18 protein-coding genes are annotated in these 18,182 nt (G+C 29.6%); 1 reads left to right on the top strand and 17 read right to left on the bottom strand.

The window, feature by feature from the left end; translation table 11 throughout:
• Window positions 1-188: 188 nt before the first annotated feature.
• Window positions 189-374, top strand: coding sequence for a 50S ribosomal protein L28 (gene rpmB / locus C7N41_RS04630; RefSeq protein WP_105955985.1), 186 nt, complete (start codon window positions 189-191; stop codon window positions 372-374).
• Between the two features lie 87 nt (window positions 375-461).
• Here the strand turns inward: rpmB and C7N41_RS04625 are convergent, their stop codons facing one another.
• The 17 genes from C7N41_RS04625 to C7N41_RS04545 all read right to left on the bottom strand — a co-directional run bounded on the left by C7N41_RS04625 (window position 462) and on the right by C7N41_RS04545 (window position 18,092).
• A complete protein-coding gene (locus tag C7N41_RS04625) occupies window positions 462-1,109 on the bottom strand; it encodes a thiamine diphosphokinase (RefSeq protein WP_105964556.1) in 648 nt (215 codons plus the stop codon).
• Window positions 1,110-1,111: 2 nt separating this feature from the next.
• Window positions 1,112-1,762 (bottom strand): ribulose-phosphate 3-epimerase, encoded by a 651-nt coding sequence (rpe, locus tag C7N41_RS04620; protein WP_105964555.1) that lies wholly within the window; start codon window positions 1,760-1,762, stop codon window positions 1,112-1,114.
• A 10-nt stretch (window positions 1,763-1,772) separates the two neighbouring features.
• Window positions 1,773-2,669, bottom strand: coding sequence for a ribosome small subunit-dependent GTPase A (rsgA, locus tag C7N41_RS04615; RefSeq protein WP_105964554.1), 897 nt, complete (start codon window positions 2,667-2,669; stop codon window positions 1,773-1,775).
• Window positions 2,670-2,685: 16 nt separating this feature from the next.
• Window positions 2,686-4,569, bottom strand: a complete 1,884-nt coding sequence (gene pknB, locus C7N41_RS04610; protein ID WP_105964553.1) for a Stk1 family PASTA domain-containing Ser/Thr kinase — start codon at window positions 4,567-4,569, stop codon at window positions 2,686-2,688.
• On the bottom strand, window positions 4,566-5,312 hold the full coding sequence (locus C7N41_RS04605) for a Stp1/IreP family PP2C-type Ser/Thr phosphatase (protein ID WP_105964552.1): 747 nt from the start codon (window positions 5,310-5,312) through the stop codon (window positions 4,566-4,568). Before C7N41_RS04605 ends, pknB begins: the two co-directional genes overlap by 4 nt.
• Before the next feature lie 10 nt (window positions 5,313-5,322).
• Entirely contained in the window at window positions 5,323-6,654 is a 1,332-nt protein-coding gene (gene rsmB, locus C7N41_RS04600) for a 16S rRNA (cytosine(967)-C(5))-methyltransferase RsmB (RefSeq protein ID WP_105964551.1), read from the bottom strand.
• Window positions 6,647-7,603 (bottom strand): methionyl-tRNA formyltransferase, encoded by a 957-nt coding sequence (fmt, locus tag C7N41_RS04595; RefSeq protein WP_105964550.1) that lies wholly within the window; start codon window positions 7,601-7,603, stop codon window positions 6,647-6,649. The genes rsmB and fmt overlap by 8 nt, the downstream gene beginning before the upstream one ends.
• Window positions 7,604-7,618: 15 nt before the next feature.
• Window positions 7,619-10,033 carry a primosomal protein N' gene (gene priA / locus C7N41_RS04590; protein WP_105964549.1) on the bottom strand — a complete coding sequence of 805 codons (2,415 nt, stop codon included), beginning with the start codon at window positions 10,031-10,033 and terminating at the stop codon, window positions 7,619-7,621.
• 9 nt (window positions 10,034-10,042) lie between these two features.
• Window positions 10,043-11,239, bottom strand: coding sequence for a bifunctional phosphopantothenoylcysteine decarboxylase/phosphopantothenate--cysteine ligase CoaBC (gene coaBC / locus C7N41_RS04585; protein ID WP_105964548.1), 1,197 nt, complete (start codon window positions 11,237-11,239; stop codon window positions 10,043-10,045).
• 96 nt (window positions 11,240-11,335) lie between these two features.
• A complete protein-coding gene (gene rpoZ, locus C7N41_RS04580) occupies window positions 11,336-11,539 on the bottom strand; it encodes a DNA-directed RNA polymerase subunit omega (protein WP_105964547.1) in 204 nt (67 codons plus the stop codon).
• A complete protein-coding gene (gene gmk, locus C7N41_RS04575) occupies window positions 11,539-12,156 on the bottom strand; it encodes a guanylate kinase (protein ID WP_105964546.1) in 618 nt (205 codons plus the stop codon). Before gmk ends, rpoZ begins: the two co-directional genes overlap by 1 nt.
• Window positions 12,157-12,222: 66 nt before the next feature.
• A complete protein-coding gene (gene recN, locus C7N41_RS04570; RefSeq protein ID WP_105964545.1) occupies window positions 12,223-13,914 on the bottom strand; it encodes a DNA repair protein RecN in 1,692 nt (563 codons plus the stop codon).
• 39 nt (window positions 13,915-13,953) lie between these two features.
• The gene (locus C7N41_RS04565) at window positions 13,954-14,760 is read right to left on the bottom strand and encodes a TlyA family RNA methyltransferase (protein WP_105964544.1); all 807 of its coding nucleotides are present in this window, start codon (window positions 14,758-14,760) and stop codon (window positions 13,954-13,956) included.
• A gap of 17 nt (window positions 14,761-14,777) precedes the next feature.
• Window positions 14,778-15,665 (bottom strand): polyprenyl synthetase family protein, encoded by an 888-nt coding sequence (locus C7N41_RS04560; RefSeq protein WP_105964543.1) that lies wholly within the window; start codon window positions 15,663-15,665, stop codon window positions 14,778-14,780.
• A complete protein-coding gene (locus tag C7N41_RS04555) occupies window positions 15,665-15,898 on the bottom strand; it encodes an exodeoxyribonuclease VII small subunit (protein ID WP_105964542.1) in 234 nt (77 codons plus the stop codon). Before C7N41_RS04555 ends, C7N41_RS04560 begins: the two co-directional genes overlap by 1 nt.
• On the bottom strand, window positions 15,898-17,241 hold the full coding sequence (gene xseA, locus C7N41_RS04550) for an exodeoxyribonuclease VII large subunit (RefSeq protein ID WP_318530570.1): 1,344 nt from the start codon (window positions 17,239-17,241) through the stop codon (window positions 15,898-15,900). Before xseA ends, C7N41_RS04555 begins: the two co-directional genes overlap by 1 nt.
• Complete coding sequence (locus C7N41_RS04545) at window positions 17,238-18,092, bottom strand: bifunctional 5,10-methylenetetrahydrofolate dehydrogenase/5,10-methenyltetrahydrofolate cyclohydrolase (protein WP_105964540.1); 855 nt, start codon at window positions 18,090-18,092, stop codon at window positions 17,238-17,240. The genes xseA and C7N41_RS04545 overlap by 4 nt, the downstream gene beginning before the upstream one ends.
• Window positions 18,093-18,182 lie beyond the last annotated feature (90 nt).

Here is an 18,182-nt window from a genome sequence, read left to right as displayed (position 1 = left end):
TTCGATATATAATATTACCACAAGTTTAAAAAAAGCTAAAGGGTTGTTATTATAAAAGGGTTTAAACTGTCAAGTATAATTCCTTGAAAGAAAAACATTGCAAATCCGCTTTTAATATGCTAAATTATTAGAGTGAGATGTAATAAAAGCAACGCTTTTGAGAAATCATTAAAAGGAGGAATTTACCGATGGCTAAAGATTTTATTAATGGTAAAAGAACTCATTATGGTAACAAACGTTCCCATGCTTTGAATTCTTCACGTCGTAGCTGGAAGCCAAACCTACAAAAGGTTAATATCCTTGTAGATGGCAAACCTAAGAAAGTTTGGGTTAGTACCCGTACACTAAAATCAGGTAAAGTTACTCGTGCCTAATTATATTCAGCTTGGCTTGTTGGCCAAGCTTTTTTAATACAAAAAAACGATGTCTATTCTGTATAGTAGACATCGTTTTTTTTACTTTTATAAATCTTTGCTTTGAATAACGCTTAAAATACCCTTATCAAATGAAAACTTCGCCTTCGTACCAATAAATTCATTACTGGCAAAAGATATTGGCCTAGCAACATGATAATTATCTAAAGTATATTTAACATCATTTAAAGTTAAATTCATTTCGTTCAATGGTAAATAAGCTAAATATTTCTTGTCTAATTCCTTTTTAATTATATGACTGCCAGGTAAGAAGTAAGATATCGTATTTTGATTATCTATAATTCTGATCTTACTAACGATCTTCTTATACCTTGGTTCAGTCATCATTAAAAAGTTAGATAAAAAGTGATCTAGTCTTCCACCAGTCGCTCCATATATGTTAATTATATCAGCATTTAATTCTTTATTAGCTATTTTTAAAGCTAATTGAGTATCTGTATCATCTTTAATTGGATCAAAAGTTCTTAAGTCATCTACATGACTTTTAACAATAGACAATTCTTCATCATTCATAGAATCATAATCACCAATAGATACAATTGGATTTATTCCCATCTCAATCAATCTAAAGCTACCACGATCAACACCAATCCAATTATCATGAATTTTTCCTAATTTTAAATCATTAGGCCATAAATTAGTGGGCCCACCTACTAATAAATTAACAGTTTTCATAATTATTTAGTGGCATCCTTAATAGCTTGAACCTTTGATGAAGGATTTTCATCGTTAAAGACATAGGAACCAGCAACAGCAACTGTAGCACCTGCATTATAAGCAGTTTTAACAGTTTCATTGTTAACCCCACCATCGATTTCAATATCAAATGAATAACCTTCACTCTTCTTTAAATCATTTAATTGTTGAATTTTCTTAACAGTTTCAGGTAAGAATTTTTGACCACCAAATCCAGGATTAACAGTCATTACTAACACTTGATCAACCATATATAATACGGGCTTAATAGCTTCTACTGGAGTTCCAGGATTAATAACAACTTCAGCTTTTACTCCCTTATTTTTAATCATTTGTAATGCTCTATGGATATGTGGTGTAGCTTCTACATGAACCCCAATTAGGTCTGCACCATTGTCAGCAAATTCATCTACATATCTTTCAGGATTTCTTACCATCATATGAACATCTAAAATTAAATCAGAAATTTTTCTAATCTGTTTAACCCATCCTGGTCCATATGAAATTGAAGGTACAAAATCACCATCCATTACATCAATATGTAAATATTCAGCATCTTTTTCAATTTTATTAATATCTCTTTCTAAATTTAAATAGTCAGCACTTAAAATTGATGGAGCTACTTTAATCATAAATATGTCCTCATTTCTTTTTATTATAAATTGGTTTTTTGTTCTTTAATATTTTATACAACTGTAAATAATTATTATAACGTTCGTGAGATAATTTATTATCATCTAATAATTTTTTTATTTCACATTTAGGTTCATTAATGTGAACACATCCCCTAAATTTACATTTATCAGCGTTTCTTTTAAATTCGGGGAAGTAATTTCTAAGTTCATCAGATCTAATATCAAAAGTATCATAAGACGAAAATCCAGGAGTGTCGGCAACCAAGCCACCATTCATTTTAAGAAAGCTAACTTTTCTAGTGGTATGTTTCCCACGATTCAAGGATGATGATATTTCACCGGTTGGTAAATTGAGCTTTGGAGCAATCTTATTCAATAATGTAGACTTACCAGCACCTGTTTGTCCCATAATTACGCTTACTTTATCTTTAAAACATTTATTTAATTCTTTTAAAGATTCAATATCATTTTCACCATTAGACATAATAACATTATAGCCAATATTCTGATAAATTGATTTGATATTATTGAAATAATTAAGACTATCATTATCCAATAAATCTATCTTGGTAAAATAAATAATTGGCTTAATATTATTTATTTCTAAAGCAACTAACTGACGATCTAATAAATTACTAGAAAAATTTGGTTGAATCGTTGAAGTTACCACAACAGCTTGATCAATATTAGCTATTGGAGGTCTAACTAATGAATTTTTTCTATCAAATACTTTAAGTAAATATCCTTCTGTTAAAGAATTTGATTGAAATTCTACCTCATCACCCACCAATGGAGTAATTCTACGCTTTCTAAAATTACCACGAGCACGAGTTCTATATATTTTACCATCACTTATAATATCATAAAATCCACTAAGTGATTGAAATACTTTTCCTTTTGACAATTAATCACCTCAATCTTTATTTCATAATTAGTTTTCCGTCTCGATATATTTCATATCTTGATTTTTCATTTGACTTTAAATTATATGGAATCGTTATATTAGTATCCTTATTAATGTATATAGTCTCATAGAATGAAAGTCCTTTGCCATTTATATTAGAATAAACAGTAATTTTATTTCCATTTGAGTTATTAGTCTTTTTATATGGAACTTGTAATGACAAGTTGAATCCATGGCTTAAGTTTACACCACTTGTGTTCCCCTTTGAAACCCAAATTTCAACATTATAACCACTTTGAAGTTTCAAACCATCACTAGGATTTTGTTGGTAAACAACCCCGACTGGTTCATCTTTAGTATTTTCATAATGAAATTTAGCATTTAGATGTTTATCTTTTACATATTTTTTAGCCTGTTCTTCATGTTTTCCAACTAAATTTTTCATTGTAAATGATTCACCATATTTTGATACAACTAAATTTAGAGACTTATTTTTGGGACTAACCTTAGCATTAGGTAAAATACTTTGATTCAAAATATGGTTAGGCATAAAGTAGTCATTATAGTTATAAATTTTTTTAACTTTAAACCCCATTTTGGATAATTTAGGATAAACTTTATCATAATTCTTACCAACATAGTTGTCCATATTAATTACACCAGCACCATTACTAACAATTAATTTAATGCCAGAATGATTTAATAATCTAGTTTTAGCATTAGGTTCGGTCTTAATAACATGGTTATAAGGAACTTCGTAGTTGTTTCGATAAATTATTTTTGTGGAAAGTAACTTTGATTTTTTGATATTGTATTTAGCTTTTTCAATTGTCATATTATCAACATTTGGAACATTAACTCTAGAAAATAAGGTTAAATGTAATAGTAATATAATTAAAATAATGAATAACAAAAATACCGTAATCAGAAATAATAATTTTTTGTTTTTATTGTTATTTAAAATGTTAATTCTAGCATCGTCTTTTTTTAGGTTTTCCAAATTCAATATTTTTGTTTCATCATTATCAATATCTTTTTTATTTTCAACTTTAAAAAATAATTTAGCTTCATCTTTTCTGCTAGGATCTAAAGCGGTTTCTAAATCTTTCTTCATTTCTAAAACACTATCATAACGATCACTAGGCCTTTTTGCTGTAGCTTTTAATACCACATTTTCTAGTGATTGAGGTACTTTGCTGTTTTGATTCATTATTGATGGGATGTTACTGCGTGAATGTTTCATAGCAATGCTAACTGGAGAATCTCCATTAAAAGGAACATTTCCCACCAATAATTCATATAGAATAATACCCAAAGAATAAATATCAGATTTCATAGTGACTGATTTCCCTAATGTTTGTTCAGGCGATATATAATGAATTGAACCAACGATAGAATTAGTACGAGTTAATGGTAATAGATCAGTCATAACAGCAATTCCAAAATCAGTTATTTTAATATTTTTATTTTTATTAATTAAAATATTTTGTGGTTTTAAATCACGATGAATAATACCATGATTATGTGCTACATTCACAGCATTGAGTATTTGACTCATAATATAAACAACAGTTTTTAGGTCAATAGGATAATTTTTTTGAATATATTTTTTTAAATCGGATCCTGGAACATATTCCATAACTAAATATTGCATATCTTTATATTTTCCAACATCGTATACTTTAACAATATATTCACTTTTTAATTTATTAATAGCTAACTTTTCATATTTAAAATGTCGCTGAGCTTTTTTACTATGTTGAAAATCAAGTCTTATAATTTTGATGGTAACTAAACGTTTATTTTTATTATCATTAGCTAAATAGACATTTACCATTCCACCTTCACCAATTTTATTGATAATCTTATAACGATTATTTAACACTGTACCGTTTTTCATAGATTATCACTTCCTAAAGAATTTCTAATAATAATGACAGATATATTATCACTACCACCGTTATCATTAGCTCCTTTTATTAAATCATTGGCTATTTCATCAATAGATTGATTTTTACTGAGTTTTTCATAAATATATGAATCATTCACCATATTAGTAAGCCCATCACTACATAATAAAATAATATCATTTGTTGATAAGCTTATCTTAGTGATATTGGTATTAGCATCCCCAGATACTCCTAATCCTTTGACAATAATATTCTTTAAAGAAGAATAACTAGCATCTTTTTTAGATATTTCACCCTTTTTTACTAACATATTTACGTAAGAATGATCCTCAGTTATTTGTTGCATATTATTATTATGAAGCAAATAACACCTACTATCACCTAAATGAGCAACTAAGTATTGATTACCAAAAAATAATGCGACAACAATTGTTGTCCCCATTTTATCAAGTGAAAGTGTTTCTTCTGATTTATTAACTATTTGATTATTAATACTTTTAAATTGTTCTTGAATCCATTTTTCAACATCTTTAATTGAACTAATAGTATATTGTTTAAAAGCATTCCCTAATAAATTAACAGCCATTTTAGATGCTACATCGCCACCACGATTACCACCAATGCCATCAGCTAGAATTGCTATTAAAGCACCCTGATGATTATAAAAATAGCCTACACAATCTTCATTATTAGCTCTAACTTTCCCAATCGATGATTTAGCAATTATTTGCATAATATCTCCACTATTTTTTAATTAAATTATATACGAAAAATCCATCTGATTCATAATCATCTGGGTAAATTTTCAAATATTTATCATTATTTTTTAAGTCCAATAAAGTTTTAGTAGTTACTAATTCAAAATCTGAGTTTAAAGACAAGAATTTATCAATAACATCAATATTTTCTTGGTTTAAAATAGTACAAGTACTATATACTAATTTTCCACCACTCTTTAATTTTGGAGCAACTGAATTTAATATATCAAGCTGTATATTTGATAAATGATTAACATCTGATAATTGTTTTTCATATCTTATTTCAGGTTTTCTTCTAATCAAACCAATTCCAGAACATGGTGCATCAATCAAGATCTGATCAAATTGTTCATCTTTATACAATGAGTCTATTTTTCTAGCATCACAAGCTTCAGTGCTTAAAACATCAGATACTCCTAAACGTTTAGCATTTTTTTCAACCTGTTTTAAACGTTTTTCATGTAAATCAAGTGCAAATACATGACCGCCTTGATTAGAATCTAATTTTTCAGCAATTTGAGTAGTTTTACCGCCAGGAGCAGAACATGCATCTAAGATCTGATAATGAGGCTTAATATCCATTGATTCAACTGGTAACATTGCACTTTCATCTTGAATAGTCATTTTACCAGTTTTAAATAGATCACTATAGCTTGCCGATTTATCGGTCAAAATTAAGCCAGATTTTGCTAATGAACTATTTTTTACTCCATATCCTTCAGATTGTAATTCATTGGATAAGACAGATTTATCAATTAATTTGGAATTAAATCTTACTGATTGTTTAGAAGGTTTATTAATACTTTCTAAAATAGAGATTGTTTTTTGATTACCAACTTGTTGATTTAATTCCTCAATAATCCAAGGTGAAACACTATATTCAATTGATAATTTTCTCATTGGATCTTTAATTTCATTAAAAGATGGTAAACCATTTCTTTGTATTTGATGTAATGTTCCTGTTACCATTCTTCTAATTCCATCATGCCCTAATTTTTTGGCTATTTTTATAGATTCATTAAAAATAGCACGTTCAGGAATCTTATTTAGATAGTACATTTGATAAATTGAAGTATAAAGTAATTCTTTTACCCAACTGTTTACCTTTTTTGGATTTTTTAAAAAAGAATTTAGATAATATTCTAAAGTTAGTCGATGTTGAATTACACCATAAACAATATTAGTTAATAAACTTATATCACGACTATCCAGGTCACTATGTTCAATAACTTGATTTAATTGTAAATTAGAATATGATCCATTTGATATTTTATTAAGTGTTTTTACTGCTAAAAGTCTAGGATTATCTTTACTCATTAGTAATTACCTGTTCCTTTTCTTTAATGCTTTGGCCAGCTCCATTTAAGTAAGCATTAATATTTTGTTTAGGCTTACCAGCTGGTTGAAGTTCAATGATTGAGATTACAGTTCCATTGCCACAAGCAATCTTTAAAGACTTCTTAGTTTTAATAACAACTTGTCCCGGTGCTAAATCAGTCTTTTCATCATTAACAACTTTGGTTTGCCAAATTTTTGTACGTTTACCTTTAAGAAAAGTAAATGCACTAGGATCTGGTCTTAGAGCTCTAACCTTGCGGTCAACTAAAAATGCAGTTTTATTAAAATCAAGTTGTTCTTCAGAACGTTTGATGTTAGGTGAAAATACTACTTTGCTTTCATCTTGGGCTATTGGTTTAACACTTCCATCAACTATCTTTGGTAAAGTCTCTAATAATAACTTACTACCTAAGATACTTAATTTGTCAAACATTGAAGCAGTATCATCATTTTCTTCAATTTTAATAGATTCCTGAGCTAAAATATCACCAGCATCCATCTTTTTGACCATATACATAATAGAAATTCCAGTTCTATCGTCACCATTCATAATTGAATATTGAACAGGCGCACCACCACGATATTTGGGTAACAAAGAACCGTGGACATTAACTGCAGCTACTTTTGCAGCATTCAAAAGCTTTGTAGGTAAAAACTGTCCAAACGCCGCAGTAATGATAAAATCCGGGCTTAAATCGATAATTTTTTGCATTTCTTTACTACCACTAATTTTTTCTGGTTGTAATATATCAATATTTGCTTCTTCGGCAAACAATTTAACAGGAGATGCTTTTAAAACTCGCTTACGACCAAATGGACGATCTGGTTGAGTAACAACGGCTAAAACATCATAATCATTTGATTTGACTAGATCTTTTAAAATTGGAACCGCAAAAGAAGGGGTTCCCATAAAAACAATTTTTTGCATATTTTATATACTTCCTTACATAAAGTTTAATGGATTAGGATCAATATTTACATAAAGTCCCTTTTGTGCATCTTTTTGATAATGTTGCAAAATGTACTCTAAACAGGCATGTAAACTAGGTTCATTTTTATATTTAATAATAATTTGATAATAATATTTATTTTTTATTCTCAAAATAGAACTAGGCGATGGACCCAACATAATTGTCTGATCACTTAACTTAGCTTTTAATATTTTTGATATTTCGAACATCTTTGCAGCAGCTTTAGATTCGTTTATATCACTAGCAGTTATTTTAACAGTAAAATAATATGGTGGATAGTTGGTTATATGTCTAATATTCATTTCAGTTCGATAAAATTTCTCATAATCTTGCTGTCTAGATAACTGAATAGCATAATTATCTGGATTAAATGTTTGAATATAAACTAAACCTTCCTTCTCTGCACGGCCTGCACGACCACTAACTTGGGTTAATAGTTCAAATGTCTTTTCACTGGAACGAAAATCTGGCAAATCTAATGACGTATCAGCATTTAAAACACCAACAAGAGTCACATTAGGAAAATCTAAACCTTTGGCAATCATTTGTGTTCCTAACAATATGTCAGCATTACCTTGGCCAAATTCTTGTAAGAGTCTTTCATGAGAGCCCTTTCTTCTGGTAGTATCGACATCCATTCTAATGATTTGAGCATTAGGAATTAATTTTTGTAATTTTTTTTGAACTTTTTGAGTTCCTGTTCCATAATACCTAATTTTTTTATCATGGCAATTAGGACATTTATATGGTATAGGTTCTTCATGGCCACAATAATGGCATTTCATCGTTTTAGTATCCATATGCAATGTCAATGAAATATCACAATTAGGACATTTCAATACAAATCCACAAGTTCTGCACATTATAAATGAAGAATAACCTCTACGATTCAACATTAAAACAGTTTGTTCACCTTTACTAATACGATTTCTAATTGCACTTAACAGCTCAGAAGAAAAGTCTTCATCGCCACTATTAATTAGTTCATTCTTCATATCAATAATTTTCACATCTGGTAGTGACTGATTATTAATTCGATGCGGTAATCTTATCAAAGAATAAACTCCCTTAGTTGCTCTTGCTCGCGATTCTAAAGAAGGAGTTGCACTTCCTAATATAACTGGACATTTATAGTATTTGGCACGCCACTTAGCAACATCCCTAGTATGATAACGTGGAGTATCGTCCTGTTTATAACTGGTATCATGTTCTTCATCCATAATAATTAAACCAATATTTTTGAGTGGAGCAAATACAGCTGATCTTGCACCTACTACTACATCTGCTTCACCATTGTTTATTCGACGCCATTCATCATATTTTTCTCCATTAGATAGTCCACTATGAAGCATCGCAACTCTATCGCCAAATCTACCTTTTACTCGATTGGCCATTTGCGGAGTTAGTGCAATTTCTGGCACTAACATCAAAGCTGTTTTACCCATAGCCAATGCTTTTTGCATTGCCTGCAAATATACTTCTGTTTTGCCTGAACCTGTAACACCCTCTAATAAAAATACTTTACTATTATTATTGTCGATTGAATTGCCAACTTGAATTACTGCATTTGATTGATCAGCATTAAGTTTTAAAGGATAATTTCTTTTAACAGGTTGTTTATATGGATTACGATAAGCTTCCATCTGAAATTGTTTAAACCAACCCTTGTTAACAGCAGTTTTAACGGCCGCCTCAGATATATCATATTTTTTGCATAATTTTCTCTGTGAAATTATTTCCCTAGGATAATCTCGAATATAATATAAAATATTTTTTTGTTTAATTGCATTAGAACGTAAGCTCGATAATGCTTTGTCTATATCATTATCAAAAAGATTAGGCTTTAATCCTAATATTTTTTTAGATTGTGCTTTATTTTTAACATTATATTTAATTTCAATCTTATTTTTCTTCTTTAGATGCAAAATTTTTCTTAATATATCTTTATCAAATTCTTCTGGATTAAAATCTACAATTTTAGACTTACTAAATATTTTAGCCACATTTTCATCATCAATATCATCAACTAATTTTAATTGTTTTTGATATTTAGCACGCATCACACTAGGCAACATTGTTAATATGCAACTAATTTGAAAAGAAAAGGTCTTACTAGCCATCCATTTTGACATTAATAATAGTTCATCATTTAATACAGGTTCAAGATCCATGACGCTTTCGATAGCTTTTAATTTACCATCAAACTTACCATTATGATTTATGTCCCAAACAATTCCTTGAACCTTACGACTACCATTACCAAAAGGAACTATTACTCGCATTCCTTTTTCTAGTTGTTCATTTAAGAAGTCAGGAATTTGATAAGTATAAGGCTCATTAGTTTGCATAGTTGGTACATCAACAATTATTTTTGCTAAATTCAATATATCTCTTCCCTATTTATCAATTCTTTCACTAATAAGTTTTATTAAATCATTGGATATTTTTTGCTTACTTTCAATACCAGTTTGGCTAATTATTCCATTATTATCAATAAAGTAAACTTTATTATTATCACTATTAAAGCCAACTTTATCTCCAGAAACATCATTAGCAACTAACATATCAAGATTCTTATGTTGTAGTTTACTTTTAGCATTCTCAATTAAATTTTGTGTTTCAGCTGCAAAACCTACTACAAATTGATCAGATTTGATTTTTGCAATTTCTTTTAAAATATCATTGGTTCTCGACAATTTTATAACTAAATTATCATCATTTTTCTTAATTTTTTGATCAGAATAACTAACTGGCTTATAGTCAGAAACTGCAGCTGCCATAATTAAAATATCTGACTGATAAAAATTATCTTTAATTGCATTTTCCATATCTGCAGAGGAATTAACAGAAATTAATCTTGCTTTATAATTGGCATTCAATTTAGAAGGAGCACTAATAAGTGTAACGTCAGCACCTGCATTGATAGCAGCATCTGCAATCGCATATCCCATTTTACCAGATGAATTGTTACTTATATACCTAACTGGATCAATAGACTCTCTAGTTCCACCAGCAGTAACAATGACCCTTTTTCCCTCTAATAAATGATTATTACTTAATTTGCTCTCCATTTTTTCTATAATTAACTCTGGTTCAATCATTCTACCTTTACCAGAATAACCTTCAGCTAAATATCCCTTTGTAGGTGAAAAAATAATTATACCATCATTTTTTAATGTATTAATATTTCTTATAGTAGCAGGATTGTTCCACATATTGTCATTCATTGCTGGTACTAACACCTTTTTACCACTAGTTGCTAATAAGGTAGTGCTAGCTGCATCATCTGCAATACCGTTAGCTATCTTAGAAATAAAATTAGCAGTTGCGGGTGCAATAAGTGATATATCGGACCATTTTGCAATATTAATATGGGTTATTTCTTTTTCATCTGGCTCTTCACTAATGTCAGTAAAAACTTTATTTTTAGTAAGCGTCTGAAATGCAAGTGGCGTTACAAATAGTTGTGCACTATTTGTCATTATTACTCTTACATTTGCACCCTGCTTAATTAAATCTCTAGCCAAGGTTAGTGACTTATAAGCAGCAATACTACCAGATACATATAATGCAACGTTTAGATTATTAAACATTTTTACACCTCAATCATTATTTATTAATATTGTATCAAAATTTTGTTACCAAATTAAAAATAAAAACCCTTGCAATCAATGCAAAGGTTTTAAAAATTATTTTTCGGTTCTTGTAAGTTCTACCTTACCAGCAGCAATTTCTTCAAAAGCCTTACCAACTGGCTTTCTTGATTTATAGCTATCTAATAATAATGGAGAACCGGATTCAATTTCATGAGCTCTTTTACTAGCTAACATAATTAATGAATATCTAGAATCGACTCTTTCAAGTAGTTTATCTACAGATGGGTATAATAACATTAAGCTTCGTCTCCTAACGATGATAAATAATCTGGCATAACACGATTTACTTTAAGTCTTTCACTACTAATAATAGTTTGAATTCTATCAACAGCATTCTCTACTTTATCATTCAAAACAGCATAGTCGTAGTTACGCATCATTTTAATTTCTAAAACCGCCTTTTTAATTCGCTTATTAATGACTTCCATATCATCAGTACCACGACCAATTAGACGGTTCTTTAGAACTACTAAATCAGGTGGAGTCAAAAATACAAATATTGCTTCAGGGCAATTAGCTCTAACTTGCATTGCACCATTAACTTCAATTTCTAAGAAAACATCATGACCAGCATCTAAAGTCTCATTTACATATTTTAATGGTGTACCGTAATAATTGTCAACATACTTAGCATATTCCAATACTTCTCCATTTTTAATATGATTCTCAAATTGTTCCTTAGAAACAAAAAAATAGTCTTTTCCATTAACTTCGCCTTCACGAGGCTTTCTAGTAGTCATTGAAATTGAATATTTAAAATCTACATTGGGTTGATTAAAAAGTGCTTTTCTAACAGTACCTTTACCAACACCCGAAGGACCAGAAAGAACAATTAGCATTCCTCGTTTTGCCATTATAAAACCCCTTAAAATTAAATAATATTATTACTATTATGGTCTATTTAAGTAAAATTTTCAAATTTATTTTTTCTCGTCATCTGCTAAATTCAGCAATTCATTAGCATGTTCCATTGTTAACTTAGTAACAGTGGAACCAGATAACATTCTAGCAAGTTCTTCTACTCGAGCATTACTACCTAATTTAACTAAATTAGTATTAGTACGATCATTGGAAACTTCTTTTTTTATGAAATAATGATGATCGGCCATTGCAGCCACTTGTGGTAAATGAGTGATACATAAAACTTGTGATTGCCTAGAAATAGAAGAAATTTTGTCAGCAATGGCTTGCGCAACTCTACCAGAAACACCAGTATCAACTTCATCAAAAACAATGGAAGTAATTCCTTGAGAACTAGCAAATACCGTTTTTAGAGCTAGAAGAATCCTGGAAATTTCACCACCAGAAGCTATTTTACTCAATGGCAATAAGCTTTCTCCTGGATTAGTACGCATATAAAATTCTACATGTTCATTTCCAAACTGATTAAATGATTTATTAGGTAACTTGTTAAAGACAACTTTAAATTCAGTCTTTGACATATATAAATCAGATAATTGTTGATGAATTGCATTCTCTAATCCAACAGAAACCTTATGCCTAAATGAACTAATTTTTTGGGCTACAGTTTCTAATTCATCATAAGTATGTTTATATTGCTCAGTAAGATCTTCGCCGGTTTCCTTATCAGATTGCATAGAAGACAATTCATTTTTGACATTATCATAGTGTTGTAATATCTGCTCAATCGAATCACCATATTTTCGTTTTAGTTCATAAATAATGTTCAATCTTTCTTCAATCTCTTCTAAACGATTATCATCAAACTCTTGCAAATCAACTTGGTCAGAAATATTATCAGAAGCATCTTGCAATAAATAAAAAGCGTCTTTTATGTTATCCGATATCTCACCAAATTTAGAATCAACGTCTTCAATTGATTGCATGGCATTCATCGCTTGACCAATCATATCTAAAGGACTAATTGCATCATCGCCATTAATTGCACTAAAAGATAAATTTAAAGAGTCAACAATCTTTTGATAATTTTGTAAATGATCACGTTCTTTGGATAATCTTTCTTCTTCACCATTTTCTAAATTGGCATTACCAATTTCGTTTTCTTGAAATTGGAGCATGTCTAATCTTTGAGACCATTCTTTTTCATTATTACGTTTTTCTTCAATTAGTTTACTGAGTCGATTATATTTTTCATAATAATGATTATATTCTTTCAAAAGTGGCTGCAATTCATCGGAACCAAATTCATCTAATAATTTCACATGTTTATCTGGTTGCATTAAATCTTGACTATCATTTTGCCCCTGAATGTCTACAACCGTTGATCCAATTCTTTTTAAAGTAGTAGTATTAACCAAAATACCATTCACACGACAAATATTTTTACCATTACGGTAAATCTCTCTTTGCAAAATAACACTGCCATCACTATGATCAATTCCTAAATCATCAAGAATTTTATATGTTAATCCATCTTGTGGGAAAACAAACAAACCTTGAATTAAAAGTTTGTTACTACCATTTCTAATAAATTTTTGTGATCCACGGTTACCAGCTAATAATCCAACAGCGTCAATAATAATAGATTTACCAGCACCAGTTTCTCCAGTAAGCACTGTCATGCCAGATGAAAAATCTATCTCTAATTTATCGATGATTGCTAAATTACTTATTGATAAATTTTCTAGCAATTAAAGAACTTCCTTTCAAGAATTATTAAGTAAGATAAACTATCCTAAATTATCAGATCTTTCAATTGTGTCATTAATTGAAACACTAGGATCAATTAATGGATCATCATCAGACTTTAGATGTAGCAAAAATTCAATATTACCTTCTCCTCCCTTAATAGGAGAATAGTCTAGTCCTTTAACTGAATAACCAGATTTAATTGAGAAGTTTATAATGTCATCTAAAACTTCGGCATGAACTTTATGATCTCTAATAATTCCATGTTTACCAATTTTATCTCTACCGGCTTCAAATTGTGGCTTTACTAAAGCAACAACTTCTCCACCTTTTTTTAAAATATTTTTTAATGGTGGCAAAATTAGATGTAGTGAGATAAAAGAAACATCGATCGATGAAAATTCTGGTTGTCCTTTATCAAAATCATCTAGTTTACTATATCTAAAATTAGTATGTTCCATTACTTCAACGCGTGGATCTTCTCTTAGTTTCCAAACTAATTGGTTGCTTCCAACATCAAGTGCATAACTTAACTTAGCACCATTTTGCAACATAACATCAGTAAATCCACCAGTTGATGATCCTATATCTAATACAACCTTATTATTAACGTCTATATTGAAAACTCTTAACGCTTTGGCTAATTTTAGGCCTCCACGACTAACATATGGCATTGGTTTCCCTTTTAAATGAAGTTTAGTTTCTTCGGAAATTTTAGTTCCTGGTTTATCTAATCTTTCTTCATTTTTCCCTAAAATTTCACCTGCCATTACAGCTCTTTTAGCTTTTTCTCTAGTATCGAAAAGTCCTTGTTGAACTAAAAGTACATCAACTCTTTGCTTTTTCATTAATAAACTGCTCCTATTTAACTAATTTTAAAGTAAGTTAGGAATGCTGCTAACAAATCAGTATCAATCCCATAATTTTCTTCTATTTGATTAAGTATCTTATGACTATGATCTAAAACTTTTTCTAATTCTGCATATGAGTTTTTCAAGCCAATTAAATTAGGATAAGTATTCTTTTTATCGTCTTGATGAACTGGCTTACCCAGTTGTTTAGAAGTAGCCACAACATCTAAAATATCATCATATATTTGAAAAGCTAATCCATAATCATCTGCATAGATAGATAAAAGATTTTGTAAATTTTTATTAGAATCCGACATAACAGCACCAGCAGAAACGGCATAATGAATTAAAGCACCCGTTTTACCACGATGTAGTTTTTTTAAAGATTCTAAATTTATAGTTTTATTTTCAAATTCAATATCTGATGCTTGTCCAGCAACCATCCCACTTGGTCCACTAGCTTTTGAAAGCATTAAGGTAAGTTGTGATCTAATATCACTAGATAAATTGTTATCAGAAATCCATTGAAAAGCCAAAGAAAGTAACCCATCCCCAGCTAAGGTGGCCATTCCAGCACCAAATTTAACATGATTAGTAGGCATCCCTCTACGCAGGTCATCATTATCCATAGCTGGTAAGTCATCATGAATTAATGAGTATGTATGCAATAATTCAATTGCACAAGTAGCCCTTAAATCATCTTCATTTATACTATGATTTAAAGTTGTCATAGTTGCTAACGTCAATAAAGGTCTTAATCTTTTACCACCTGCCATTAACGAGTAATACATTGAATCAGCCAAAGTAGTTTGATTAATATCTTTTTTTAAATTAGATTTTAAATAATTATTAATTTTGGGCAAGTTTTCTTGTTCAAAATTATTTAACATTTGTTCTAACATTAGTTTTTATCGCTTTCTGATTTTTCAAAAGGAATTTCTTCATCATTACTTGTCATTTCTTTAGCAAGAGTGTTTTCAGCATTCTTTAAAGTAGCTTGAAGATCCTTGGTTAGACTAACTCCATTTTGAAATTCTGATAAAGCTTTCTCTAATGGAATATCACCTTGTTCTAATTCATTTACAATTTGTTCTAGTTTTTGCATATTTTCTTCAAAAGTAACTTTTTCAGCCATTATTTTTGCTTCCTTTCTATTGAATTAACGGTCGCCTTTGCAGATCCATCTATTAAATTAAGATTGATTGTTGAATCTGGATTTAAATTATCAACACTTTTAATTACATTATTATTTTCATCAGTTGTATAACTAAAGCCTCTAGACATTGTTTTAAGAGGACTTAAATGATCTAGTGATTCAATAATATTATTTAAACTACTTTCTTTGCTTTTAATAATCAAATCAATATTTCGTTGTAATTGTTGTTGCTTCATCTTTAATATTTGTACATTCGATTCAACTTGTTGCTTTGGAGAATTAAGCTTTAAATCATTTTTTAATTGATTAAATTTTCTATCAACATAATTAAACTTATTATTCATATTGTTAAATAATTTTTCACGTAAAGCATCTAAACTTTGTAAATATGAATCATATAGTCTATCAGGTTGTTTAAATATATATGATTCTTTTGCTTTATTTAATCTTTGATTAAGCGTATTCAATATGTTCTTAAATGCATTAAATATTCTCAGCTCATCTTTTTGTAATTCTGTTAATACATCTGTTAACACTGGAACAGATAACTCAGCAGCGGCAGTTGGCGTAGCAGCTCTCACATCGGCTACTAAATCAGCAATTGTAGTATCAGTTTCATGTCCGACTGAAGAAATAATTGGAATATTACTATCAAAAATAGCCCTAGCAACTATCTCTTCGTTAAATGGCCATAAATCTTCAATAGATCCACCACCACGTCCAATAATCAAGGTATCAAAATTTCCCATATCATTTACTCTTTTAATTTGACTAGTAATATCAGCTGCTGCTTCATTACCTTGAACCACAGCTGGAAAAAGTACAATTTGAGCAATTGGATATCTTCTTCTAGTAGTAGTAATAATATCTCTAATTACAGCCCCACTGGGTGAAGTAACAACTGCAATTCTTTTAGGAAATTTAGTGAGATTTTTTTTAGGTGCGGAGAACAATCCTTCTTTGGAAAGTTTATTCTTCAATTGTTCATATGCTTGATAAAGTTCACCAACCCCATCAGGTTCCATATGATCAATGTATATTTGATAATTACCAGTTTTTTCATATAAAGATACTCTACCAGTAACTAACACCTTCATACCTTCTTCAGGAGTGAATTTAACTTTATTAAATGCTGATTTAAACATAATTGCACTTATTTTAGCATTATCATCTTTAAGACTAAAATATTGATGAACTGGTCTTAATCTAAAATTAGATATTTCACCAGTTAAATATATTTTTCCTAAATAAGGATCACGATCAAATTTTTTCTTAATATAGCTAGTTAAATCACTAACTGATAAATAATCATTACTCATTATAAAGATTCACTCCATTTTGTAAGTTCAACGGTTTGAGTCATTAATGTACTAATTGTCATAGGGCCCACTCCTCCTGGTACTGGAGTAATATATCCAGCAATTTCAGAAACTTCTTGATAGTCGACATCTCCAACTAATTTTCCATTTTCATCTAAATTTTGACCAACATCAATAATTGTGGAACCTTTTTTAACATCATTTTTAGTAACCGTATGTAATTTACCAGTTGCTGAAACTATAATATCAGCATCTTTAGTATAATCACTAACATTAGCATGATGATTAATTATGCTAACTTCAGCTCCAGCATTAATCAATAAAGCTGCCATTGGCCTTCCAACAATTGTACTTCTACCAATTACAACTGCCTTCTTGCCTACAAGGTCAATATTATATTCCTCAAACATTTTCATAATACCTTTAGGCGTACAAGCAACTGGATAATTTTCTGTTTCATCTAAAAACAATTTACCAGAATTAATTATTTGGAATCCATCGACATCTTTTTTTGGGTTAATTTGTCCCATAATATATTTTTCATCAATATGTTTAGGAAGTGGTGATTGAATCAAAATTGCATTTATATCACTATCATTATTATAATCATTCAAAACTTTAAGTAATTCTGATTGTGTAGTTTCTTCTGGCATTTCTTTTACTATTGATTTGATACCTAGTTTTTCAGCTTTTTTATGCTTACTCCTAACATATCTTTTGCTAGCTTGATCATTTCCAACAATAATAACTGCTAGACAAGGTATAATTCCATTTTCTTTCATCTTACTTACAGTTACCTTAGTATTTTCATTAAGTTTTTTTGCTAATGATTTTCCATCAATAATAGTTGCCATATAGAAAACACCCCATTCATTTTATATTTATTCTAGCACATTAAAATTAATTTATGCATTAAAAAATAGATTTGCAGTTAAGCAAACCTA

This window comes from Apilactobacillus micheneri (assembly GCF_002993975.1).
GTDB lineage: Bacteria > Bacillota > Bacilli > Lactobacillales > Lactobacillaceae > Apilactobacillus > Apilactobacillus micheneri.
This window is presented reverse-complemented; position numbering and strand designations above follow the sequence as displayed.